Source organism: Candidatus Chryseobacterium colombiense (assembly GCA_029203185.1).
Taxonomy (GTDB): domain Bacteria; phylum Bacteroidota; class Bacteroidia; order Flavobacteriales; family Weeksellaceae; genus Chryseobacterium; species Chryseobacterium colombiense.
This window is the reverse complement of sequence record CP119310.1, coordinates 1,278,436-1,303,835: the sequence shown is the minus strand read 5'-3', so window position 1 is coordinate 1,303,835 and position 25,400 is coordinate 1,278,436. Positions and strand designations below refer to the sequence as shown.

The window sequence follows — 25,400 nt, the reverse complement described above, 5'->3', positions numbered from 1 at the left end:
AATATTCAATAAAATAAACAAATGTATATATCCTGTTGTTGTGAAATTTATTAATGTTATTGAAACTGATTTTAACTGTTTGAAAACAGATAAATATTCTTAGGCATAAATTGTGACTAAATAAAAAGTACCTTCCAGTATTAAGGGCTTAGTTTAGAAGAGGGTGAACTATAGGCGAATAGTTTGTAAAAGGTTCGAATCCTGTTGAGGTTTCTTTTTATCCCTTAAGTTTATAATACAAATCCCCAAACCAAAAAAGTTCAGGGATTTAAATTCAATTAATGTATATACTTAATTATTGAAAGAATTTGCGAGTATTTTTAAACAATTTTTTTCAAAATTTAAGCAGGGTTAATAATTAAATAAGTTGCATTTGACGAAGGAATATAAAACCAAATTGCTTTGGTAACAGTTCCTACAATATCAGTCGAGCTGCTCCATCCGCAATTCGGGAATGCTGAAGTATCCCCCATATTAAAGTCTACTGTGTCATAGACTGTATTACCCGTAACGGGGTCCATAGTCTGATACCAACAAAATTGCCAGCGAGTAAGGGATGATACGGTCGTTAGCAGACCTGAAGGAACTGTTACATTCGTTGGGCTGCCTGTTGTGGATAACCTCACAGACCAGCCTGCAGCATAAGGAAGTGAATCATTGAAATTATTGATTACATCCTGTGTAGAGGCAGGAAAATTCATGCTGGTTATTACAGAAGGTAGACAATTGGTGGTATTGCCTGCTTCAACACGCATAGCAAGATCATAACTCGAATAGTTAAAAATATTTAAGCTTCCTTGTGCAAATGACACTGAAGACAGAAGTATAGATGATATAATTAAAATTTTTTTCATAGTTTTTAGGTGGATTATAGAATAATATTTGACCAATCGTACAGACTAAAATGCCTAAAAAAGGATATTGTTGTAAGAGTTGGTATAAAGAACTAATTATTGGAGTACAAAATACGTTTGACCACCTGCAACAAACCAAAATGCCTCAAAAGGATAAGGTGTTGTAGAAGTTGGTATTAAGGTACTTACCAAAGGAGTACCACAGCTGATTGTTCCTATAGAAGCGCCACTGTAATAGAGCGGAGCTCCATTTGGGTCATATACATAAAATTTATTCATCATCCAGTCCGTACTGGCTCCCAATGCGATAAGAACAGGAGAGGTACTGGGCTGTACGCTGCCATTATTAGGAGCAAGTACTACATCCCAGCTATTTATGGGTGGATTTTGGAGTTGGCTATTGTAATAACCCGTATAGCTTACTGCGCCTAAAGGAGGAACCGGAATTGGGTAATTAGTTCCACTGACTGAAGGATAACAATTATTAGCCTGATCTGAAGCAACTAAAGAATTGATTAAATTATAGCCGGTATAATTAAATATATTAATTGTTTTTTGAGCATATATCTGCAATGTGCTCAGAACAAAAAGGGAGAGAATTATTTTTTTCATGACTTAAAATTTTTTAGTTCTCTGCTTTTTGTTTAGCTTTTATTGTATTCAGTTTAGAAAAATAAAGCTCAGTAGCCTGTACAATTACTTTTTCTTTTTCTATTCTGTTGCTGTTTTCACTGAGGCTGTTATTGCCGTTTTTTCCTGTTAGTTTTAATGAGGCATTAAAAAGAATATTCAGTGCTCTGTCGTTCAATTGTGCACCCAATCGAGCTTTTTCCTCCGGTGTTGAAAGATTTTCAGGTTTCATGATGTCTTTCAGCGCTTTGTCAAAAGTGGACATTTCTGTTGATTTCATATCCTCAACAGATGCTAAAGTGGTTCTTTCTGTTGAACATGAAACAACTGCACAGAAAATGCTGGCAAAGATTGCCGATAAAAAGATTTTTTTCATAATGATTAATATTTAAAAATGTATTTAGTGTTGCGAATATAATAAATATTTCACTTTATTGTGTTTAATTTTCAAAAAAAATAAATTTATGCATGTAAATGCCAAATAGACCGGACGTAATAATGATTTATTCTTTTATAAGGATAGGTATTTCAGGGCGTACTTGATCAGCATGAAAGAGCAGGATGCCATGAATAGGTAAAATGTATACTTTTATTTTGTTAATTGGTTTAATTAAAATAAATTCAAGATTTACTTAAAAATTATGAAATTTCACAATATATATAACTTCACATTCTCTTTTTTAATACTTTTTCTTTTTTCAATAAACGTAAAAAGTCAGGACAAATTCCCGGACGGAACTGCCATTCCGAAATGGTTTAAAGAAAACAAACCAACAGATATTAATACATTAGGAAAAAAATATGTTATCACAGAAAATGGCATCAAGAATGACAGTACAATTCTTCAGACCAAACAATTTCAAGCTGTTGTTGACTTGGCAGCTAAAAATGGAGGAGGCGTTATTATCGTTCCGACAGGAACTTTTTTAATCAGTTCAATTTTCTTTAAACAAGGAACTCATTTGCATTTAGAAAACGGAGCAAAATTAAAAGGAAGCGATGATATTAATGATTTTCCTGTAGTCACCACAAGAATAGAAGGTCAAACCGTGAAATATTTTCCCGCTTTAATTAACGCAGATGGATTGGATGGTTTCACAATTTCCGGAAAAGGAACACTTGACGGAAATGGCTTGAGATATTGGAAATCATTCTGGAAAAGACGCGAATGGAATCCTAAATGTACCAATATGGACGAAATGAGACCTAGAATTATCTATGTTTCCAATTCAAAAAATATTCAGATTGAAGGAATTACCCTTAAAAATTCACCCTTCTGGAGCACACATTATTATAAATCCCAATTCGTAAAATTATTAAACTTAACGATTCTTGCTCCGAAAGCTCCAGTAAAGGCGCCAAGTACGGACGCTATTGATATTGATGCCTGTTCAAATTTTCTGGTGAAGAACTGTTACATGTCAGTAAATGATGACGCAATTGCTTTAAAAGGAGGAAAAGGTCCAAAAGCAGACGTTGACCCAAATAACGGAGAAAACAGGAACATCATCATCGAAGACAATACTTTCGGATTCTGCCATTCTGCATTGACTTGCGGAAGCGAATCTATTCATAATTACAATATCATTTTCAGAAATTCTACGGTGAAAGATGCTTCAAGATTACTGCATTTGAAAATGCGTCCCGATACGCCCCAACATTACGAATACATTATGCTCGACAACATCAAAGGAAACGTAAAAACGTTCTTATATGTAAAAGGCTGGAACCAGTTTTTTGATCTGAAAGGGGAAGAAAAACCTAAAATGAGATTAGCCAATAATATTACACTAAAAAATATTGATATCAGTTGTGAAACCGCTTTTGATATTGAAAAATCAGACTTGTATGAGCTGAAAGATTTTAAGTTTGAAAATTTGAAAATCAAAGCATTGAAGTCTGAGGAGCAAAATTTAAACGCTATTCAGAATTTAAAGCAAACTAAAGTTAGGGTAACGAAACTAGCTTCTCTTACGAAATCTTACGATAAAAAAGACGATTCCGATATTGCCGCAAAATAATGAGTTTTTCTTCCAAAATATTTGCTTTATTATGTGTTTATTCACAACTCTTGTTTTCTCAGTCTAAAGAAATTCAATTCTTAACTGGGAAAGATGCTGAGCACACAAAAGAATGGGATTTTTGGATAAGCGGGGGACGAAAATCAGGAAGCTGGAATAAAATTCAGGTTCCTTCACAATGGGAACAGCAAGGATTTGGCTCGTACAATTATGGTCGGGATTATGTGACGTACGGCAAAAATTTCAAATTTAATGATGAAATAGGTCTTTACAAGCACAAATTCTCAGTCCCAAATTCCTGGAAAGGCAAAATCATTAACATTGTTTTCGAAGGTTCGATGACCGATACCGAAGTGAAAATCAATGGAAAATCAGCCGGAGCAACTCACCAAGGTGCTTTTTATGAATTTAAATATGATATTTCAGATAAAATACAGTTCGGAAAAGAAAATATTTTAGAAGTCAAAGTTTCCAAAATGTCGGCTGATAAATCGGTCAACAATGCGGAACGCTTAGCTGATTATTGGATTTTAGGTGGAATTTTCCGACCTGTTTATTTGGAAGCAACTTCGAAAGAACATATTTCATCAACGGTAATTGATGCTAAAGCAGACGGAACTTTCCGTTCGAATATTAGCTTGAAAGGAATTAATTCCACAAATAATTTGAAAGTTGAAATTTTTGATGTTAAAAATAATCTGGTCGGAGAATCTCAGGTTCAAATCCAAAAAGGCGATACTTTAAAACAGGTTCAGTTTTCCATTAAAAATCCGAAACTTTGGACGGCTGAAACACCGAATTTGTACAAAGCAAAATTCACTTTAAATAAAAACAAAAAAACAATCAGTCAAACCGAAGAAAAATTCGGTTTCAGAACCATAGAAATCCGAAAAGGCGACGGAATTTTCATCAACGGAACCAAGGTGAAAATGAAAGGCATCAACCGTCACGTTTGGTGGCCGGAAACGGGTAGAGCAGTTACGGAAAATATCGATTTAATGGACGTTCAGTTCATCAAAGAAATGAATATGAATGCCGTTCGCTGTTCTCATTATCCGCCGAATAAATCGTTTTTAAAAATTTGCGATTCGCTCGGTTTATACGTTTTGGATGAATTGGCGGGTTGGCAAAAAAAATACAGCACGGAAGTCGGGAAAAAGCTTGTGAAAGAAATGGTTGTGAGAGATGCCAATCATCCATCGATTATTTTCTGGAGCAACGGAAATGAAGGCGGACATAATTTTGATTTGGATAATGAGTTTGCAAAATACGACCTATCTAATCGTCCTGTCATTCACGCGCATCACAAGCCGGGAAACGCTTTCAACGGAATCGATTGCAATCATTACGAAGATTATTACAGCACAAAAAATATCCTTGAAGGTGAAAATATTTATATGCCGACCGAATTTCTCCACGCTCAGGACGATGGTGGTGGAGGGACTTCTTTAGCAGATTATTGGGAATTGCACTGGAATTCCAAAAAAGGAGCGGGCGGTTTTTTGTGGGCGTTTGTGGATGAAGGTTTGGTAAGAACGGATTTCAATAATCAAATCGATGTTAATGCAATCAACGCACCCGACGGAGTTTTGGGACCCCATCGTGAAAAAGAAGGAAGTTTTTACGCTATCCGTGAAATTTACAGTCCGGTAAAAATTGATTTGAAAACGTTTCCGAATGATTTTAATGGAATGATTCCTGTCGAAAACCGTTATCATTTTACGAATTTAAATGAATGTCAGTTTGAATGGAAATTAGTTGAATTTAAAACACCATTTTCTTCGGAATCCGGTTTTGATGTGATAAAATCAGGAAAAGTACAATCACCAAATATTCAACCGACAGAAAAAGGAAATATTAATTTAAATCTTCCTGCAAACTGGAAAGAAAATGAAGGCTTGTTATTAACAGCAACCGATTCTTTCGGAAAAGAAATTTACACCTGGACTTGGAAATTGAAATCTAATGATGAAATTTCAAAACAGTTTTCTAAAACTTTAGCTAAAGAATTTCCTATTTCTGTAGCCGAAAATGATTCATTATTTATCTTAAAATCAGACGAAAAAGAATTTTCAATCGGAAAGAAAGACGGATTATTAAAATCTGTTATTCTCGATAAGAAAGGCAAAAAAATGACCTTCAAAAACGGTCCTGTTTTCGTAAACGGAAAAATGGAATTGTCTTCCATCAAATCTTTTGTGGAAGGGCAAAATCAATTAATTGAAGTCACTTATAAAAACGGAAATAAAATTCTTTGGAAACTCAATCCCAATGGAATTTTAGAATTAAATTATGAATATTCTTTATCTGGAGACTATCAATTTTCGGGCGTAAGTTTCGACTATCCGGAAAATTATGTTATCAATGCAAAATGGCTCGGAAAAGGACCTTATCACGTTTGGAAAAACCGTTTGCAGGGACAGGCTTATAATGTTTGGCAGAACTTAAAAAATTCAACAAGAACCGGACAATCACCTTGGATTTATCCTGAATTTAAAGGTTATTTTGATGATGTTTCGTGGTTGCAACTCGATACTGCGGAAGGAAAAATAACAGTCGGAACCAAGGAAGAAAAAATGTTCGTCAGACTTTTTGATTTTTACGGAATTTATGGAGCAGAAGGTTATCCAAAATTACCAAGCGGAAATATTTCCTTCCTCGACTCAATTCCACCGTTGGGAACTGTTTTGGCGTTTAACATTAACGATAAAACTGAATCTTTAGGATTAGAAAGCGAACCGAATCATCTGAACGGAACATTTAAAAGAACCTTATATTTTTACTTCGGTTTGCCGGATTTGGGCGATGAAAATAAACAGTTTACAATGCCAAAAGAAAATATTTTAACAGATTAAAATGAAGAAAGAATTATCATTTTTAGTACTATTGATCTGTTCATTTTATTTTGGACAGCAAACCATTTTCAAATTTGATTTTGGCGGAGACAGAGTGGAAAAAGGTTTTATTCCTATTACTTCAACTTCAAAATTTGATAGAAAAATCGGTTATGGATTTATGGATATTTCCGGTTTAAAATCTGTTGATAACGGTGGAAATGCTTTAACGGGAGATTTTATCACAAGCGACAAACCTTTCTATTTTTCGGTGGTAATTCCTGAAGGGAATTATGATATTAAACTGAATTTAGGCGATACAAAAGGAAGTTCTGAAACTACAGTTCGTGTAGAAAATCGCCGTTTGATGTTAAGTGATGTCAAAACAAAACAAGGAGAAATTATCGAAAAACAAATTTCAGTTCACGTAAAAGACAGCATCATTAGAAATCAAAACGGCGAAAAAATCGGAATTGTAAAATTAAAACCGAGAGAAACAAAATATCTACACTGGGACAATTTGTTGACTATTGAATTTAATGATAAAGCTCCGAAAGTTTGCTCGGTAATTATTCAACCTAATAAAACGACGAAGACGATTTACTTGACGGGAGATTCTACGGTTGTTGATGCGCAGTACGAACCGTGGGCTTCTTGGGGACAAATGTTGCCGTATTTTTTTGTTCCGAATGAAGTGGTGATTGCCAATTATGCCGAAAGCGGAGAAACTTTGAAAGCCTTTGAAGACCGTCACCGAATCGATAAAATCTGGAATAAAATAAAATCTGGAGACTATTTATTCATTCAATTTGGGCACAACGACCAAAAAGCAGGAAACAGCGTAAAATCGGGTTATAGAAAAAGATTAAAAGAATGGATTCAAAAAGCAAAACAATTGGGTGCAATTCCGGTTTTGGTAACCTCAATGAATCGCAGAGTTTTTGATGAAAACAATAAAATTGTCAATACTTTAGATGACTTTCCTGATGCAATGCGGGAAATTGCAAAAGAAGAAAAAGTGGATTTGATTGATCTAAATGCATTAAGCAAAAACCTGTTCGAAGCAATGGGACCGGAAGCAGCGAAGAAAGCATTTGTTCATTATCCTGCAAATTCTTACCCGAATCAGCCGAAAGACTTGGCAGACGATACCCATTTTAATCCTTACGGAGCTTACGAATTGGCAAAATGTGTCGTGAAAAGTATTGTAGATGAAAAGTTGCCTTTGAGTAAATATGTGTCTAAAAATTATAAAGGTTTTGACCCGAATAAACCTGATAATGTCGAAAAATTCCACTGGCCGGAATCTGTTTTTATGGAATCTTTAAAGCCTGATGGAAATTAATTTTTTTTTAGTAATAATTTGCAGCTTGTCATTCTGAACGAAACGAAGTGTAGTGAAGAATCTATTTATAAACAGATTTCTCGTTCCTCGAAATGACAAAATTTGATAATTAAAATCAAAGATTTGCGAAAACTAAAATGTTCTTCTCAACAGTCGAATCACAAACTTCAAAATAACTAATGTGTAAAAATTTTTGTGCCTTTTGTGGTTAAAAATAAAAAGTTGAAAAATGAAAATCAAAAATATAGTCAAACTCAGCGTTCTCTGTTTTGCCTTCGGAAATCTTTCCGCACAGAATCCGTGGCCAAAGGCGACCAACACCGCTCAGCCGTGGACGCGCTGGTGGTGGATGGGGAGTGCCGTTGACGAAAAAGGCCTGGATAAACAATTGACAACCCTTTCCAATGCAGGTTTCGGTGGAGTTGAAATTGTTCCGATTTACGGAGCGAGAGGCTTTGAAAATAAATACATCAATTACCTTTCTCCGGAATGGATGAAAATGTTGCAATTCACTACAGATAAAGCTAAAAGCCTGAAAATGGGCGTTGATATGGCTGTAGGAACAGGCTGGCCAATTGGCGGACCGCAAGTTGATGAGCAGGATGCGGCGACAAAAATGATTGTTCAGATTTATGAGATTCAACCGAATGAAAAATTTTCTGAAAATATTGTTTTAAAAGACGAAAAACAGAAAAATTTAAAAACCATAAAACTTGACATCGTTACCGCTTACAATGAAAAAAATGAAGCGGTAGTTTTAACCGATAAAATCAATGCAGACGGAACTTTAAATTGGAAACCAACCTCTGGAAAATGGACAATTTATGCAGTTTTTGTAGGTAAAACGTTGCAGAAAGTAAAACGTGCCGCTCCGGGTGGTGACGGCTATACTTTAGATCATTTTTCGCCTGATGCGACCAAAGATTATCTGAAAACTTTCGATAAAGCTTTTGGAAATTCAAACTATGGAATTCGTTCGTTTTTCAATGATAGTTATGAGGTTTATAATGCCGATTGGACGACGGATTTTAAAGAAGAATTCAAAAAAAGAAGAGGTTACGATTTAGCTCCTTACATTAAATATTTGGTAGAGGATAATGAAAGTGAGATGGCTGGAAGAATAAAATCGGATTATCGTGAAACGATGAGCGAACTGATTCTTCATAATTTCACCGAAAATTTCACGAATTGGGCACATTCCAAAAACTCCAAAAATACAAATCAGGCACACGGTTCACCGGGAAATTTGCTGGATTTATATGTGGCAGTCGATATTCCGGAATCTGAAACTTTCGGAAGCACAAAATTCGATATTCAGGGTTTGAAAAGGAATGTGGAAGACATCAATACAAAAGAAGTTCCCGATATCAATATGCTGAAATTCGCATCTTCAGCGGCAAATATTACGGGAAAGCCTTTGATTTCCAACGAATCTTTCACTTGGTTGACAGAGCATTTCAAAACGTCCTGGTCACAGGTAAAACCAGAAGCGGAACAGATTTTTTTATCAGGAATCAATCATATTTTTTACCACGGAACGACTTATACGCCGACTGATGTTCAGTTTCCTGGCTGGCTATTTTATGCTTCGACGAATTTTGTTCCTGAAAACAGTTTGTGGCCAAACATTAAAGACTTAAATTCTTACATTGAGCGAACGCAATCTGTTTTGCAAAACGGAAAATCAGACAACGAAATCCTGATGTACTGGCCGATTTACGACCAATGGGCGAGTCCGAAAGGGAAAGATATGGCGTTCAAAATTCATAATATTGAGAAATGGCTGCACCCGACTGTGTTTTATGAAAACCTTGAGAAATTAGGAATATCCGGCTATTCTTTGGATATGATTTCGGATAAAATGATTGGTGAAGCAAAGTTTGAAAATCAAAATATTCAGGTTTCAAAAAATGGAGGTTCTTATAAAGTTTTAATTATTCCTCAACTGAATTATTTCTCTGAATCAACCTTAAAAAATATTTTAAACTTGGCTCAGAATGGCGCTTCAGTGATTTTCCAAAGCGAACCTAAAAATGTTCCGGGAAATTTTGAAGTGGAAAAAAGAAGAAATGAATTACAATTTTTATGGACTCAAATTCCTTTTCAGCAAGACGGAAATGTAAAATCAGCAACCTTCGGAAAAGGGAAAATTGTTTTGAGCTCTGATGTTGAAAAAGCGTTGGAATATTTAAAAATTGAAAGAGAAAAATTAGTCGATACGGGATTGAAATTTGTCAGAAGAAAATTTGACGGAGGGAAATATTATTACATCGTCAATCATACTTCGAAAGCAATCAATCAAAATATTCCGTTAAATTTTATTGGAAAACACGTCGCTTTGATGAATCCTGAAAACGGCAATTTTGGAATTGCAGAAACGCAGAATAATTCGGTCAAAGTTCAATTAAAATCAGGAGAATCTTTAATTATAAAAGCTTCAGAAACTCCGGACAATTCAATTTCAAAATGGAAATACGTTGATAAAACAGAAACTCCAATTATTTTAAACCAACCTTGGCAACTGACTTTCAAAGAAGGTGGGCCTGAACTTCCGAAATCAAAAACCTTGAATAAGCTTCAATCTTGGACAAATTTCACAGAAGATGCTTCAACACAAAGCTTTTCAGGAACAGGAGTTTACACAACTTCATTTAAATTAAATAAAAAAGCCGACGATTTTGTACTGAAGTTTGACAAATTATATGAAAGCGCAAAAGTGATTGTCAACGGACAGGACGCAGGGATTGTCTGGAGCCTTCCGTTTGAAATCAACGTCGGAAAATATTTGAAAAAAGGAAAAAACACCATTCAGATTGAGGTTTCAAATTTGATGGCAAACCGAATCCGTTATATGGACCAGAATAAAATCCAGTGGCGAAATTACCACGAAATCAATTTTGTAAACATCGATTACAAACCTTTTGACGCTTCAAATTGGAAAGTACAACCTTCGGGTTTGGATGGCGAAATTCAATTAATTCCAGTATTTTACACAAAATAAATTATAAAAATGAAACATTATTTGTTGAAAAATTCTAAAAAAGAATTTTATCGAAGATAAAATCTTTGCGCCTTAAATAAGTATTTTTCTCATTAACTTGCGTTTTTGACTACGTCGAATCTTCGATTTGCGAAAAACCAACAAATAATTTAAAATAAATAGATATGAAGCAAAATATCGTAAAAACATTAGCATTAGGAACACTCCTCACATTCGAGTTTTCCAATGCTCAAAACAAACCGAAAGTTGTTTTAGACAACTTTTTCAACAATGAAAAAAAGGAAAACAAAGAAACCAAAGTTCTGGAATCTTGGCATTATACCTGGAATGATACGACAAATGGTGGCTTTTCTATGTTGGGCGAACTTTTTCAAAAACAAGGTGCAGAAATTTCAAGTTTAACAACAGCTCCATCTAAAAAAGATTTGAAAAATGCCAATATTTATATCATCGTTGACCCAGATATCGACAAAGAAGCTTACGGTGGAAAAGCCAACCTGATAGATACTAAAACGATAAAAAACCTCAAAAAGTGGGTGAAAAACGGCGGTGTTCTTGTTCTTTTAAGCAACGATAACGGCAATTCTGAGTTTGAGTATTTCAACAAGTTGGCGGAAAAGTTTGGTATTCATTTTAACGATGACAGCATCAACAGACTTAAAGGCAGGGAGTTTGAGAAAGGTGCAGTCTACGTAAAACCGGAAAATGAAGTGTTTTCGGAACTTAAATTATATATGAAAGAAGTCAGCACTATTGCGGTAAAAGCGCCTGCGAAACCATTCTTGTATGCTGAAAATCAAGTGATTGGTGCCATTGCAAAAGTTGGAAAAGGAACAGTCTTCGCTTTGGGTGACCCTTGGTGCTATAACGAATATATTGACGGAAAAAAACTGACCGAGGATTTTTCCAATTACGAAGGAACTGAAGAATGGGTAAAGTGGTTGCTGAACCAGGTTTCTAAAAAATAATCCAATATGTGCAATCGATTGAATTTGTTTATTTGAGTAGCTTAATCTGCCTTCCGCTTTTTTGTCTCCGCTTTACTGCGATAAAAGGGTTCAACTCAGGCCGGGTTGTGAGCGATTCAACGTTTAAAACGTTATTGATAGAGCGTTTGTCGTTCTGAACGAAATGAAATGGAGTGAAGAATCTCAACTAAAATTGATAAGATTCTTCCTTCGTCAGAATGACATTGAGCAAATATTAGTTTAATCCTTATCAAAATTCAAAACCTTGCAAGGATTACAAATCAATAGGAACGGGCTTTAGCCCGTTTAAAAAAATGAGGTTTCAAATTCGGCTTTAGCCAAAACTTATAAAAGCAAGAGATTTCAAATATGAAAATCAAATACATATTCATTACATCCGTCTTATTTCTTTCGCAAACCATCTTTGCGCAAAGACAAATGGAGTACCTGAAAAGAGGAATCGTTGCCATTCCTGCAGAATCAGGCGTTTTTGTAAGTTGGCGATTGTTGGGAACAGAAGCTCAGAATACTCATTTTGATGTGTATCGCACAGAAAATAATCACACCAGAAAACTGAATGAAAAGCCGTTACTCAACGAAACTAATTTTTTAGATAAAACCGCTGACAAAGGAAAAAATTACACCTATTTCGTAAAATCGAACACACAACATCAGGACGTTGACCAGGATTTTGCAAAATATACGGCGAATCAGAAACCATATTTTTCAATTCCGTTGAAAACGCCGCAAGGTTACACTCCTAATGATGCATCTGTAGCTGATTTGGATGGTGACGGCGAATACGAAATCATTCTTCACCAAACAGGAAGGTCAAAAGATAACAGCCAAAAAGGAGAAACCGACCCACCGATTATTCAGGCTTATAAATTAAATGGTCAGTTTTTGTGGGAAATTAATTTAGGCAAAAATATAAGAGAAGGAGCGCATTATACGCAGTTTTTGGTTTACGATTTAGACCAGGACGGAAAAGCAGAAATCGTAATGAAAACCGCCGATGGAAGCAAAGACGGAAAAGGAAAGTTCATTGGCGACCCGACCAAAAATTACGTCAATGAAAACGGAATGATTCTTTCCGGTCCGGAATTTCTAACGGTTTTTAATGGAGAAACGGGTGAAGAAATAAATACAGTCAATTATCAGGTTCCAAGATTTGCAGGAAGTTTAAATCCGACCAATGAAGAAATGACCGATACCTGGGGCGACGCCAAAGGAAACCGTATCGACCGATTTTTGGGAGCAGTTGCTTACTTGGACGGAAAAACTCCGAGTGTGATTATGTCGAGAGGATATTACACAAGAACGGCGATTGCGGCTTGGGATTATAAAGATAAAAAACTCAGTCTTCGCTGGCTTTTTGATACTGAAAGTTCAGAAGAAAACAAAAAATATCGCGGACAGGGAAATCATAATTTAACGATTGCTGATGTTGATAATGATGGAAAAGATGAAATTGTTTTCGGTGCAATAACGGTTGATGACGACGGAAAAGTGTTAAACAGTACAGGTTACGGTCACGGCGATGCGTTGCACGTTGGAGATTTAGACCCATCAAATCCCGGATTGGAAATTTTTGATATTCAGGAAAGATTTGATGATGCAGGAGCCCATTTCAGAGATGGAAAAACAGGAAAAGTTTTGTGGAAATTACCTTCTTTAACCTACAGCAAAGACAGTAAGTTTCAGGGTCCGGGTAGAGGTTTATCGTTAAATATTGACCCTCGTTATGAAGGTTCAGAATCTTGGGCTGCAGGAGCGGGAGTGAAAGGTCTTTACAACGCAAAAGGAAAGAAAATTGCCGATAAAACTCCGGCTTGTAATATGGGGATTTATTGGGACGACGATTTTTTAAGCGAAATTTTAGACGGAACCGTCGTTTCAAAATGGGACTGGAAAAAAGAAAAATCAAATGTCATTTTTAACGCCAAAGATTTTCAATGTGAATCAAATAACGGGACAAAGAAAAACCCATCTTTGGTTGCAGATTTATTCGGAGACTGGAGAGAAGAATTGATTTACAGAACTACCGATAATCAGGAGTTGAGAATTTTCAGTACAACGATTCCGACAAAACATCGTTTGTACACTTTGATGCACAATCCGCAATACCGTTTGAGTATTGTCTGGCAAAATGTAGGCTATAATCAACCTCCACATACAGATTATTATTTGGATGAATCAGTGAAGGAAATTCCAAAACCGAATATTTTCACTGAAAAGAAATAGGTTTTTGTGGGAAGTATTTTAACCACAAAAGTCACAAAAGATTTTAAACACATTAGTTTTTAAGATTGTGATTCGTCTTTTGAGAAGAGCACATAAGTTTTGAAATCAAAGATTTTCAGTTCGTCTTTTATATAAAAAAGTAAAAAACTTTGTGAGCTTAGTGTTCAAAAAAAATAAAAATTATGAAAATAAAATTCTTAGTTCCGGTTGTAGCTTTAATAGTCTTAATTGCAGCATCATTCCAAAAGTTTCAGGATAAACCCGTTTTATACATCATCGGAGATTCCACAGTGCAAAACGGTTCTGGAAAAGGTGCTGATTCACTTTGGGGATGGGGAAGTTTTATGGATTTATATTTCAATATCAATAAAATCGAAATTCAGAATCATGCAAAAGGTGGACGAAGCAGCAGGACTTTTTTAACAGAAGGAAGATGGGATTCTATCATGAAAACCATTAAGAAAGGAGATTATGTGTTAATGCAGTTCGGTCATAATGACGGGGGTGAATTGGCAGATACATTAAGAGCCAGAGGAACGATTAAAGGAATCGGAGAAGAGTCAAAAGATATTTATAATCCCATCCGAAAAGTGAATGAAACCGTTTATACATATGGTCATTACATGAGAAAATATGCAAATGACGCGAAATCTAAAGGAGCAATTCCAATTATTGTCTCGCCAGTTCCGAGAAATAAATTTAATGATAAAGGAAAAATAGAAAAAGATCAATACGGAGTTTGGGCAAAAGAAGTTGCACAGCAAACAGGAGCTTATTTTTTAGATTTAAATACAATGGTTATTAAAAAATATGAGAAATTGGGAGCTGAAAAAGTAAACCGCTTCTTTCCCAAAGATCATACCCACACCAATAAAGAAGGAGCGATTTTAAATGCAGAATTGGTTACAGAAGGAATTAAACAACTGAAAAATTGTGAATTGAAAAAATATATAAAATAGCATTATGAAAAAACTATTAGCAGCCAGCTTTTTTGCATTAGTGATGGGAGGGGCAAACTCTTGTTCGGCTCAGAAGGCAAACAAGAAAGCTGATCTTCCCAATAAAAAAGAAGTTTTGGAGGTTGCCGAAAGGGCCAATAAATATTTCATGGACAAATGGCCAGATCCGGGAAAAGAAATTGTCGGAAAAAAAGTCTGGCCAAGTAATCTCTGGACACGTGCCGTTTATTATGAAGGTTTAATTGCGCTGTATAAAGTTAATCCTAAAAAAGAATATTATAATTACGCCTTGGATTGGTCTGAAAAGCACAATTGGAATATGATGCGCGACACCTACACACGAAATGCAGACCATCAGGCTTGTGGACAGACCTATATTGATCTTTACGAAATTGATGGCAAAAAAAATCCGGAAAGAATTAAAGCGGTAAAAGCTTCGATGGACAGTATGATTGCCACGAAACAGGTTGATGATTGGTGGTGGATTGATGCTTTGCAGATGTCGATGCCTATTTTTACAAAACTGGGAAGAATTGCGGGAGATCAGAAGTATTTTGACAAAAATTACGAAATGTATGCCTATACCAAATACAAACACGGTGGAAATGGCCTGTACAACGCAAAAGACAAACTTTGGTGGAGAGATAAGAGTTTTGTTCCTCCTTACAAGGAACCAAATGGGGAAGATTGCTATTGGAGCCGCGGAAATGGCTGGGTTGTAGCTGCTTTAGCCCGTACATTGGAAGATACACCAAAATCTGATCCTCACTATAAAGAATATTTACAGGATTATAAAGATCTTTTGTCAGCTTTACTTCCTCTTCAGCGGGAAGATGGTTTCTGGAATGTAAGTCTGCACGATCCGACTAATTTCGGTGGAAAAGAAATGACGGGAACTGCTTTATTTGTTTACGGAATGGCGTATGGAATCAATAAAGGTTTAATCGATAAAAAGACCTATTTACCGGTGATTATCAAAGCGTGGAATGCTATTGTAAAAGATTCTGTTCAGCCCAACGGATTTTTAGGATGGGTCCAGGGAACCGGAAAAGAACCGAAAGACGGACAGCCTTTGGCGATCGATAAAGTTCCTGATTTTGAAGATTACGGATTAGGGTGCTTGTTGCTTGCAGCGAGTGAGGTTTATCAATTGAAATAAGACTGTTGTAAAATGAAATGAAGAAGCTTAAATTTTTATCGTTGAGATTCTTCCTTCATCAGAATGACAACATTTTTCGACTTCAGAAGGATTAATTTTACTCCGACTGATAAAAATATACTATTTAAAGGCTTTGACTAAAATTAAACAAAGATTTTGGTTGAAGCCTTATTTTTATGCAATGATTTTATTTTTAAAGCTCAGTTTTATGATTCTAAGTCTAAAAAATGTAAAAACAGAAGAGGAAATAGTCGCTTAAAAAGTAAAAGGATTAGCTTATTTTTCACTTCAATAACATTGTATCTATTTGAAAATATGTGTATTATAGGTTTAGGGGTATTTGGATACTTTAATATTTGCTTAGAATTAACAGAATTAATAAAAAATCTTAGTTTTATTCCCGGAAATAAAACAATAAAATATTGTACATGACACTACAAGATGCGCAATCGATTCCATAGTGTTAATTTTCAAATTCAATCATAAGTTAAAAATATGAACGCATTATTAGGAGTTTTTTTCCATTTTTTGGGTGGTTTTTCGTCGGGGAGTTTTTATCTGCCTTATAAAAAAGTAAAAGGCTGGTCCTGGGAAACCTATTGGTTGATCGGAGGAATTGTTTCCTGGATTATTGTCCCCCCGCTGGCTGCTTTTATGACGATTCCAAACTTTTGGGAAATCATCCGGAATGAAGGCTCTTCAATTTTAGGATTAACATTTCTGTTTGGCGCGTTGTGGGGAATAGGAGGTTTCACATATGGTTTAGGGGTCCGATATTTAGGCGTTGCGTTAGGAAGCAGCATTATTTTAGGACTTTGTATGATATTTGGTTCGCTGGTTCCTTCCATCTATTACGAATTTTCTCCTCAAACAGGAAAGGATAATATAGGTCTGATGTTTTCTAATACATGGGGGCAGTTTGTTTTACTGGGACTTTTAGTCTGCGTGATAGGAATTATCATCAGTGGAAAAGCGGGAATGATGAAGGAAAAAGAATTGCAGAAGGATTCTTTGGATTCTCACGGAACAGAAGTAAAAACGGAATATAAATTTGGACTAGGTTTGCTGGTTTCTATTATTTCTGGAGTTTTAAGCGCTTGTTTTAATTTTGGTCTCGAAGCAGGAAAACCCATGGCAATTATTGCTAATGATCTCTGGAAAGCCGCTAATCCGGGACAGGGAGAATTCCTTTTTCAGAATAATGTCACCTATGTTGTAGTACTTTGGGGAGGGATGGCAACGAATCTTATTGGCTGTCTTTATCTTTCTTTTAAAAATAAATCGTATACGGATTATAAGAAAAAAAATGTACCTGTTGTAGCGAATATTATTTTCTGTGCATTGGCAGGAACCATGTGGTTTTTACAGTTTTTCTTTTATGGAATGGGGGAAAGTAAAATGGGGAACGGTCCAAGTTCATGGATTTTACACATGGCATTCATCATTTTAATTGCCAACTTATGGGGTGTTATTATCAAAGAATGGAAGGGCGTTTCGAAGAAAACAATTTCTACCATTATTATGGGAATGCTTGTAATGTTTGTTTCTATCCTGATTGTAGGATACGGAAATTCTTTACGATAGAACTGTCAATAGGATGTAATAGACTTTTTATCATTCATATAGTTCAGAGTTAGTTGATAGCTCTTATAAGGTACTGATCTTTTCGGTGCCTTTTTATGTGTAGAATTACCTTTTTGAGAGCTTACGACCTTTTTTGGGAATGTATTTCTTACGAATTCATAATTTAATTCTATATAATGTGATTAAATTTTCAATGGTTTGTGGTAATTGGTTGTGATTTTTGTATTTATTTGAGTTAAAATGTGAATATTTCAATGCAGGATATGGCAGGATGCTCGAATTTTTGTAACGGTGTATTTTGGTAACATAAAAATTAATATATGTCTTTAATAGTTAAACACAAAAATATAAAGCGGATAGTGTTTCCGGCATTTATGCTTTCAACGAGTTTTGTCTGGGGGCAAAAGGTGGCAAATGATACTGTGAAAAGTAAAACTAAAGATATTGAAGAAGTAGTGGTAATTGGTTATGGTAAAGTTAAGAAATCAGATTTAACAGGATCAGTATCTTCAGTTTCAGCAAAAGATTTAGCGGCTACTCCGGCCATGAATGCTTTACAGGCATTACAGGGAAGAGCAGCTGGTTTGAATATTGTAACAGCAGGCGGAGCTCCGGGAGCAAGTGCAAACGTTACTGTTCGTGGTGGTGCATCAATTACTCAAGGAACGGAACCTTTGTATATTGTTGACGGCTTCCAGCTGGATAATGCATTAAATGTTATTAATCCTAATGATATTGAAAGTATTGATGTCCTGAAAGGAGCTTCTGCCATCGCCATATATGGTGCCCGAGGTTCTAATGGTATTATTGTTATTAAAACAAAAACCGGGAAAAAAGGAAGGCTTACTATCAATTATAATACTTTTATGTCATTTGATATGCTTTCCAAGAAGCTGGATATGGTTTCTAATTCGGAACAATATGTAAAATATCAGTATGAAATGGCTCAGTTGCAGGGCAAAACAACACAATGGAGTAATGTTTTCGATAATAGTCTAGGAATAGATTCTCCGGGATTTTATACGGGTGTTTTCAGCAGAATAAGTAATCGTTACGGATCAGCACCTGCATTAGACTGGCAGGAAAAAATGTTAGGAGGAACAGGATTAACACAGAATCATAATATAAGTGTTTCAGCAGGGACCGATAAAACTCAGACATTCATCAGTTATAATTACAATAAACAAGACGGTCTGTTACAGAACTTTAGTGAAACCAGAAATTCATTACGTGCCAATGTCAATTCAGAATTGTACAAAGGAATACGTTTGGATTTTAGTTCAATGTTTACTTCTAATTCTACCAATGGTGGCGGAGCATATTCGGGAATGAAAAAAATATTGCTTCAGCCTATTACAGGAGGAACTTTATTTACACAAGATCAGTTGTTCAATACACAGACTTTTACTGATTATTCCGCATTAGATTCAAGCTTTGATACAGAAAACCCATATATTGAAACTGCAGCATCCACACAAAACAGGCGAATAAGAACATTTTTGGCTAATGTAGGTCTTGAGTTTGATCTGTTTAAAGACTTCACATTCAGAACAGCGGGTTCTTATAACTGGACCAACAGTAAATCCACTTCCTTTTCAGATAAAAATTCCCGTGCATATCTTACAGATCCTGTGAATACAGGAATTAACGGGAGCATTGGAAATTCTGAAGCCTACAGATACCAGATTACGAATACATTAACCTATAACAAAACTTTAGGCGAAAAACATAAGATCACAGGGCTTATCGGGAATGAAATTATTTATCAGGAAAACGAAAGCAATAGCATGAGATTGATAAAGTTTCCTACGATTTTAAATTACGGATTAGATGATATTACCAATGCCACTGTTGCAGATAAAGATGCTGACAAATCCAGTAATTCTCTATTGTCATATTTTGCACGTGTTAATTACAATTATGATAATCGGTATCTGTTAACAGGAACTATTCGTAGAGATGGTTCCTCAAAATTTGGACCGGGTAAAAAATGGGGAGTATTTCCATCAGTGGCTGCTGCATGGAGAGTGTCCGAAGAAAGTTTCTGGAAAGATTCTAAAATTGAGAAATATATCAATGATTTGAAATTCAGATATGAATTTGGAATCGTAGGTAATAATAGTATCCCTAATAACGTATTCAGAACCAATGTGGTAGGCTCGGACTATCCTATTAATAATACAGTGGGTAACCTGGCTTTGGTAACAAGCACTGTGTTGGGAAATCGTTGGGTACAATGGGAAGAGATGAAATCTACCAACTTAGGGGTTGATCTGGCTTTATTTAATAGCAGAGTTAAATTAACGACTGAATGGTATAACAACAATGTAAGCGGAATGTTGCTGGAAACTGTAATTCCTGCATCTACAGGATATAAAAGTCAGTTTGTGAATGTTGGTTCTATGCGAAACAGGGGGCTGGAATTTACAGTAAATTCAATAAACTTAAAATCTGAAAACTTCAGATGGTCTACAGATGCCAATATAGGATTTAATAAGTCAAAAGTATTATCACTTGATGAGGGAAGAACCTTTAGGAACTTCAGTGTTGGAGGCAACAGATCCGGTATGGTAACGTATTATGCTACAGTTGGAGAAGAATTAGGAGATATGTATGGATATGTATATCAGGGGATTTACACGACTGATGATTTTATTCAGGCATCAAACGGAACATTAACTTTAAAACCCGGTGTGGTGAAACCTGCATCTGGGACACCCAAACCTGGGGACATTAAGTTTGCAGCTGATAACGAAGCCGGAGACCAGTTTACAAGAAAATTAGTGAAGATAGGAAATGGTACTCCGGATTTTGTTGGAGGAATTAGCAATAACTTTTCATACAAAGGCTTTGATCTGGCTGTATTTCTTAAGTTTAGCGTAGGAGGTGATGTTTATAATGCAACAAAACACAGTATGAGCCCTTATGCGATGTTTCAAAATGTACCTTCAGAATTTGGAGATAATTACTACCATGTGATTGATCCTAATACCGGACAGGCTGCAACAAGCTTGGTGCGACTAAAAGAGCTTAATCCCAATGAAGATTCACGCCTTTGGAGTTTAGGAACTACCAATTCAAGTTATATAACTTACCCTTCGTCATATTATGTAGAAGATGGTTCATATCTAAGAATTTCTATGGTAACAGTGGGATACTCTTTTCCCAAAGAGTTTTTGAGTCATGTTAAATTGACCAATGCCCGTATTTATGCAACGGTTAATAATTTGGCAACAATTACAGGCTATTCAGGTTATGATCCTGAAGTTTCCGCAGCAAGTGGTGTTACAGTCACGCCAGGATACGACAGTTCTTCATATCCAAGATCCAGAAGCTATGTGTTGGGTATCAATCTTACTTTTTAATCTTTAAACGTTTCCATCATGAATACTATATTTAATAAAAATAACCTTATAAAAAAGCTGATTATCGTTCCAGCAATTTTGATTGCCGGTTTAAGCATCAATTCTTGTAGCGACGATTTTTTAAATCAACCTGCTTATAACTCATCCGATACAGAATCAGTATTTACGAACCTTGACACTGCAGATGCTTTCGTTCAGGGACTATACAGAGGTATTGTTCCTACCGAAATGTATTATCAACTGGGAGCAGGAGATACAGTTACCCACTCCTCAGAAGACGGATCTACCAATAATTCCAAATACAATATCTGTAACTATCAATATGATGCTTATACGCCTAATACAGTTACAGGAATTTACGCCGCCATGTACGCCATTATAGAAAGAGCCAATATTGCGATCAGTAGATTACCGACGATGGCAGCAAGCTCAAAAAGAGATGCTCTATTGGCAGAAGCGAAAGCGATTCGGGCATTTTGTTACTACAACTTAATCAGGGTTTATGGTGATGTACCCGCCATTTGGATACCTTTGGAAGAAGCAGATCCTAAAGATCCAAATACTTTTTATCCGAAAAGAACTTCTCGTGACATAATTTACGACCGCATTATTGCTGATATGCAGGAATCTATCAATGATCTGCCTGCTACAGGAATAACAACAGAACGTTTAACAAAACCTGCGGGAAATGCTTTATTGGCAAGAATTGCTTTATATGCGGCAGGGTATTCTCTGAGATGGGATCTGAATACAGGAAGTGGAGCTATGATGTCTCGTCGCAGCGATAACGGGAGAGTTCAACAGTTGTATCAGATTGCAGACAATGCAGCAGCTGCGGTGATTAATGGAGGTACAGCGAGCTTAGTACAGGCTCAGGGTGGTAAAAGCGGCTTTGAAGCATTATGGTTCAATTTCGATCAAAGAAAATTTTCAGTTACCAATACAGAAATGCTCTGGCATATCGCTGAATACGGAGCGACTACCAATTCCGCTTTTGGAGTTTACGCAATGGAGGGATCTCGTGGAGGAACTTATGGATCCAGAAAGGCATTGCAATTTATATTACCAAGTTATTACCTGTCTTTTAATCTCGGAGATACACGTAGAGATGTTTCTTGTACATCCTACAGTATTTATTTCTTAAATGCCGGTGCTGCAACAGATACCTGGGTAAATGTAGGAACTACATTTTCATGTATCATGTCTGGTAAATTCAGAATGGGATGGTGTGTTGCACCTCAGGCGGCGGATGCACGTAATTTAAATATTCCTTTGATCAGATATGCAGATGTTTTATTAATGTATGCAGAAACTCAAAATTATTTGAACGGAGGCCCTACTGCTGCGGCAACTGCTGCTTTACAACAAGTAAGAACTCGTGCAGGAATAGGTTCTTTAGCGATTCCGACTGGTCAACAGGCATTTGAAAGCGCTATTGTTCAGGAGCGTAAATGGGAATTTGCCGGTGAATTTAATCTTCGTACAGATTTGATCAGAATGAACCGTTTGGCGAGTGAAATCGATGCTACAAGACAAGCGATGAAAAATTTGTCAAACAAAACTGGAGTCTATGCAAACACACCTGCTTTGCGTCTTTATAAATTTGAAAAGAATGCACAGGTATATGGAGATCCATTTTTAGCCCTTAAATATATAGATATTACAAGTCCTGCTGAGATTGCAGTGGTTCAAAATGTACCGACGAGTTCTGCAAATTATGCTGCTTATCAGACAGCTTTGGCAAGCATAGTTACCGCACATGGACAAACTGTAGTTGCCGGAGACAAATGGTATCCTGCAAAGATGTTCGAAGCCTATACAAGTACTTTTAACGGAAATGCAAGAAAAGCAGTAGGATTTACAGGAGGATTTAATGCGCTGCAAATAGGAAATATCATCTATACAAAACCAACCGGTTCAGCCGAAAACGGAGGAACCTATCCAAACTGGATTGAAGGTGGAGGAGATGGACTTTTCTACGGATTTGTACCTAATAAAACAGAATTACTTCCTTTCGCGGCAGCTTCAGCAGGACATCCTTTGGTTGATAATCCAAACCTGACCCAGCTTCCCGGATATTAATCAATACCTGAATAAAAATATTTAAACACCAAATCATAAAATACGAATTATCATCCAATAAGATGGATATAAATTAAGTTAAAGAAAATCGAACGTTAATTTATCTTTAAAATCAGTATTTACCAGTATAGTACGGGATGCTGTACCGGAGATTACCATCTAATTTTGGATTACAATTTAGAAATATAAGACAAACAATGGAAAAAGTAAAAACATTCAAATATGTAGACTATCTATGGGATGAAAATAAGGCAGCGGCTTTAGGAGACGATCAGGTTGCTCTATTTTTATACCGTTCAAACATTTTAGGGGCTGATTTAAGAATCACAAATTATGGAGGAGGAAACACAAGCTGCAAAACCATCGAAAAAGATCCGCTGACCAATGAGAATGTTGAGGTAATGTGGGTGAAAGGTTCAGGTGGTGACATCGGAACTTTAACAAGAAAAGGAATCGCAGGTTTGTATACAGAGAGACTACGAAACTTAAAAAATGTTTATCAGGGCTTAGCAGACGAAGACAGAATGGTAGGATTGTTCAATCACTGTATTTTTGATTTAGATAGCAAAGCGCCATCTATCGATACCCCTCTTCACGGGCTTCTTCCATTTAAACATATCGATCACCTTCATCCGGATGCTTTAATTGCAGTTGCTGCCGCAAAAGACAGTGAAAAAATTACAAAAGAAATCTGGGGAGATACAATGGGCTGGGTTCCATGGCAACGCCCCGGTTTCGATTTAGGATTACAGCTGGAAAAATGTTTACATGATAATCCGGGAATCCGTGGAATTGTTTTAGGAAGCCACGGTTTGTTTACGTGGGGAGATACCTCTCACGAATGTTATATCAACAGCTTGGAAGTCATTGAAATGGCTTCTGAATATATTGCTGAAAAAATTGAAGAAAACGGACAGGTTTTCGGAGGACAGAAAGTAGAATCTCTTTCTCCGGTTGGCCGTAAGATTAAAGCGGCTCAGATCATGCCTTTATTGCGTGGTTTAGCATCTTCGGAAAACAGAATGGTAGGTCATTTTACAGACAGCGATACCGTTTTGGAATTTATCAACAGCAATGATTTGGATCGTTTGGCTCCATTGGGAACTTCATGCCCTGATCACTTTTTAAGAACAAAAATCCAGCCGTTGATATTAAGTCTTTCTCCAAATGAAGACTTGACAGACTCAACTGCAATTTTAAATAAGCTGACTCCGCTTTTCGAACAATACAGAGAAGAATACAAAAAATATTACGAAACATGCAAACATCCGAATAGCCCTGCAATGCGTGATCCGAATCCGGTGATCATCATTTATCCGGGAGTAGGGATGTTCAGTTTCTCAAAAGATAAGCAGACAACGCGTGTTGCAAGTGAGTTTTACGTAAATGCAATCAACGTAATGCGTGGTGCGGAAGCTATTTCTGAATACACATCTTTACCAAGGCAGGAAGCGTTCGACATCGAATATTGGTTGTTAGAAGAAGCAAAACTGCAGAGAATGCCTAAGGAAAAACCATTATCGAGAAAAATTGCTGTGGTAACCGGAGCCGGAGGTGGAATCGGACAGGCAATTGCTGATAAAATGGTTCAGGAAGGTGCAGTTGTAGTATTCACAGACTTAAATCAGGAAGCTTTGGATTCTGTAACGGCGAAATACAGCAAAGATCAGGCAGTAGGTGTTCCGTGTGATGTCACCAATGAGCAGGCAATCGCAAACGCCTTCAAAGAAACCATTTTAGCTTTCGGTGGGGTAGATATCATTGTGCATTCCGCAGGGTTGGCAATTTCTAAATCGTTAGAAGATACTACGACAAAGGACTGGGATTTATTAGAAGATGTATTGGTAAAAGGTCAGTTCCTAATGATTAAAAACGGTGTGGAGATCATCAAAAAACAAGGTTTAGGAGGTGATATCGTAAACATCGCTAGTAAAAACGGATTAGTTGCCGGACCCAATAATGTAGCTTACGGAACCGCAAAAGCAGCTCAACAGCACATGACAAGATTATTGGCAGCAGAATTGGCAGCAGATAAGATCAGAGTAAATGTTGTAAATCCGGACGGAGTGATCGTTGGGAGCAAAATTTGGGAAGGTTCTTGGGCGGAAGGCAGAGCAAAAGCCAACGGAATTTCTGTTGAAGAATTGCCTGCGTTTTATGCGAAGAGAAACTTATTGAATGAAATCATTCTTCCGGAAGATATCGCCAACGGAGTATTTGCCTGTGTTGCGATTTTAGATAAAAGTACAGGAAACATTATCAATGTAGACGGCGGAATGGCAAATGCTTTCCCGAGATAAATTTTTAAAAGAGATTATTTTAATTTGATAAATTAAATATTTGAACCATAAAGT

15 protein-coding genes are annotated in these 25,400 nt (G+C 36.3%); 12 read left to right on the top strand and 3 right to left on the bottom strand.

From position 1 onward, the window contains the following. Positions 1-341: 341 nt before the first annotated feature. From P0Y62_05630 to P0Y62_05620, 3 genes are all read right to left on the bottom strand, one after another. The gene (locus P0Y62_05630) at positions 342-854 is read right to left on the bottom strand and encodes a hypothetical protein (protein ID WEK71037.1); all 513 of its coding nucleotides are present in this window, start codon (positions 852-854) and stop codon (positions 342-344) included. Between the two features lie 96 nt (positions 855-950). Continuing rightward, a complete protein-coding gene (locus tag P0Y62_05625; GenBank protein WEK71036.1) occupies positions 951-1,466 on the bottom strand; it encodes a hypothetical protein in 516 nt (171 codons plus the stop codon). A 13-nt stretch (positions 1,467-1,479) separates the two neighbouring features. After that, positions 1,480-1,860 (bottom strand): hypothetical protein, encoded by a 381-nt coding sequence (locus P0Y62_05620; GenBank protein WEK71035.1) that lies wholly within the window; start codon positions 1,858-1,860, stop codon positions 1,480-1,482. A gap of 265 nt (positions 1,861-2,125) precedes the next feature. Here P0Y62_05620 and P0Y62_05615 point away from each other — a divergent pair, with 265 nt between their 5' ends. From P0Y62_05615 to P0Y62_05560, 12 genes are all read left to right on the top strand, one after another. Further along, a complete protein-coding gene (locus P0Y62_05615; protein ID WEK71034.1) occupies positions 2,126-3,505 on the top strand; it encodes a glycosyl hydrolase family 28 protein in 1,380 nt (459 codons plus the stop codon). Next, on the top strand, positions 3,505-6,360 hold the full coding sequence (locus P0Y62_05610; protein ID WEK71033.1) for a glycoside hydrolase family 2 TIM barrel-domain containing protein: 2,856 nt from the start codon (positions 3,505-3,507) through the stop codon (positions 6,358-6,360). The genes P0Y62_05615 and P0Y62_05610 overlap by 1 nt, the downstream gene beginning before the upstream one ends. A gap of 1 nt (position 6,361) precedes the next feature. After that, a complete protein-coding gene (locus P0Y62_05605) occupies positions 6,362-7,684 on the top strand; it encodes a rhamnogalacturonan acetylesterase (protein ID WEK71032.1) in 1,323 nt (440 codons plus the stop codon). A 229-nt stretch (positions 7,685-7,913) separates the two neighbouring features. Next, on the top strand, positions 7,914-10,685 hold the full coding sequence (locus P0Y62_05600; protein WEK71031.1) for a glycosyl hydrolase: 2,772 nt from the start codon (positions 7,914-7,916) through the stop codon (positions 10,683-10,685). A 164-nt stretch (positions 10,686-10,849) separates the two neighbouring features. Continuing rightward, a complete protein-coding gene (locus P0Y62_05595; protein ID WEK71030.1) occupies positions 10,850-11,653 on the top strand; it encodes a DUF4350 domain-containing protein in 804 nt (267 codons plus the stop codon). Positions 11,654-12,022: 369 nt separating this feature from the next. Then, the gene (locus P0Y62_05590) at positions 12,023-13,897 is read left to right on the top strand and encodes a rhamnogalacturonan lyase (protein ID WEK71029.1); all 1,875 of its coding nucleotides are present in this window, start codon (positions 12,023-12,025) and stop codon (positions 13,895-13,897) included. A gap of 182 nt (positions 13,898-14,079) precedes the next feature. Next, positions 14,080-14,856 (top strand): rhamnogalacturonan acetylesterase, encoded by a 777-nt coding sequence (locus P0Y62_05585; GenBank protein ID WEK71028.1) that lies wholly within the window; start codon positions 14,080-14,082, stop codon positions 14,854-14,856. Between the two features lie 4 nt (positions 14,857-14,860). Further along, positions 14,861-16,015 (top strand): glycoside hydrolase family 88 protein, encoded by a 1,155-nt coding sequence (locus P0Y62_05580; protein WEK71027.1) that lies wholly within the window; start codon positions 14,861-14,863, stop codon positions 16,013-16,015. Positions 16,016-16,510: 495 nt separating this feature from the next. Continuing rightward, on the top strand, positions 16,511-17,599 hold the full coding sequence (gene rhaT, locus P0Y62_05575) for an L-rhamnose/proton symporter RhaT (GenBank protein WEK71026.1): 1,089 nt from the start codon (positions 16,511-16,513) through the stop codon (positions 17,597-17,599). A 320-nt stretch (positions 17,600-17,919) separates the two neighbouring features. Continuing rightward, entirely contained in the window at positions 17,920-20,964 is a 3,045-nt protein-coding gene (locus P0Y62_05570; GenBank protein ID WEK71025.1) for a TonB-dependent receptor, read from the top strand. Between the two features lie 18 nt (positions 20,965-20,982). Then, positions 20,983-23,046 (top strand): RagB/SusD family nutrient uptake outer membrane protein, encoded by a 2,064-nt coding sequence (locus P0Y62_05565; GenBank protein ID WEK71024.1) that lies wholly within the window; start codon positions 20,983-20,985, stop codon positions 23,044-23,046. Between the two features lie 197 nt (positions 23,047-23,243). Continuing rightward, positions 23,244-25,346: a bifunctional aldolase/short-chain dehydrogenase gene (locus P0Y62_05560; GenBank protein WEK71023.1), complete on the top strand. Its 2,103-nt coding sequence runs from the start codon at positions 23,244-23,246 to the stop codon at positions 25,344-25,346. The last annotated feature ends 54 nt before the right edge of the window (positions 25,347-25,400 follow it).

What these genes read in the sequence shown, in the direction of transcription:
- P0Y62_05630 (WEK71037.1), bottom strand. Translation starts at nt 854, where the DNA reads ATGAAAAAAATTTTAATTATATCATCTATACTTCTGTCTTCAGTGTCA.
- P0Y62_05625 (WEK71036.1), bottom strand. Translation starts at nt 1,466, where the DNA reads ATGAAAAAAATAATTCTCTCCCTTTTTGTTCTGAGCACATTGCAGATA.
- P0Y62_05620 (WEK71035.1), bottom strand. Translation starts at nt 1,860, where the DNA reads ATGAAAAAAATCTTTTTATCGGCAATCTTTGCCAGCATTTTCTGTGCA.
- P0Y62_05615 (WEK71034.1), top strand. Translation starts at nt 2,126, where the DNA reads ATGAAATTTCACAATATATATAACTTCACATTCTCTTTTTTAATACTT.
- P0Y62_05610 (WEK71033.1), top strand. Translation starts at nt 3,505, where the DNA reads ATGAGTTTTTCTTCCAAAATATTTGCTTTATTATGTGTTTATTCACAA.
- P0Y62_05605 (WEK71032.1), top strand. Translation starts at nt 6,362, where the DNA reads ATGAAGAAAGAATTATCATTTTTAGTACTATTGATCTGTTCATTTTAT.
- P0Y62_05600 (WEK71031.1), top strand. Translation starts at nt 7,914, where the DNA reads ATGAAAATCAAAAATATAGTCAAACTCAGCGTTCTCTGTTTTGCCTTC.
- P0Y62_05595 (WEK71030.1), top strand. Translation starts at nt 10,850, where the DNA reads ATGAAGCAAAATATCGTAAAAACATTAGCATTAGGAACACTCCTCACA.
- P0Y62_05590 (WEK71029.1), top strand. Translation starts at nt 12,023, where the DNA reads ATGAAAATCAAATACATATTCATTACATCCGTCTTATTTCTTTCGCAA.
- P0Y62_05585 (WEK71028.1), top strand. Translation starts at nt 14,080, where the DNA reads ATGAAAATAAAATTCTTAGTTCCGGTTGTAGCTTTAATAGTCTTAATT.
- P0Y62_05580 (WEK71027.1), top strand. Translation starts at nt 14,861, where the DNA reads ATGAAAAAACTATTAGCAGCCAGCTTTTTTGCATTAGTGATGGGAGGG.
- rhaT (WEK71026.1), top strand. Translation starts at nt 16,511, where the DNA reads ATGAACGCATTATTAGGAGTTTTTTTCCATTTTTTGGGTGGTTTTTCG.
- P0Y62_05570 (WEK71025.1), top strand. Translation starts at nt 17,920, where the DNA reads ATGTCTTTAATAGTTAAACACAAAAATATAAAGCGGATAGTGTTTCCG.
- P0Y62_05565 (WEK71024.1), top strand. Translation starts at nt 20,983, where the DNA reads ATGAATACTATATTTAATAAAAATAACCTTATAAAAAAGCTGATTATC.
- P0Y62_05560 (WEK71023.1), top strand. Translation starts at nt 23,244, where the DNA reads ATGGAAAAAGTAAAAACATTCAAATATGTAGACTATCTATGGGATGAA.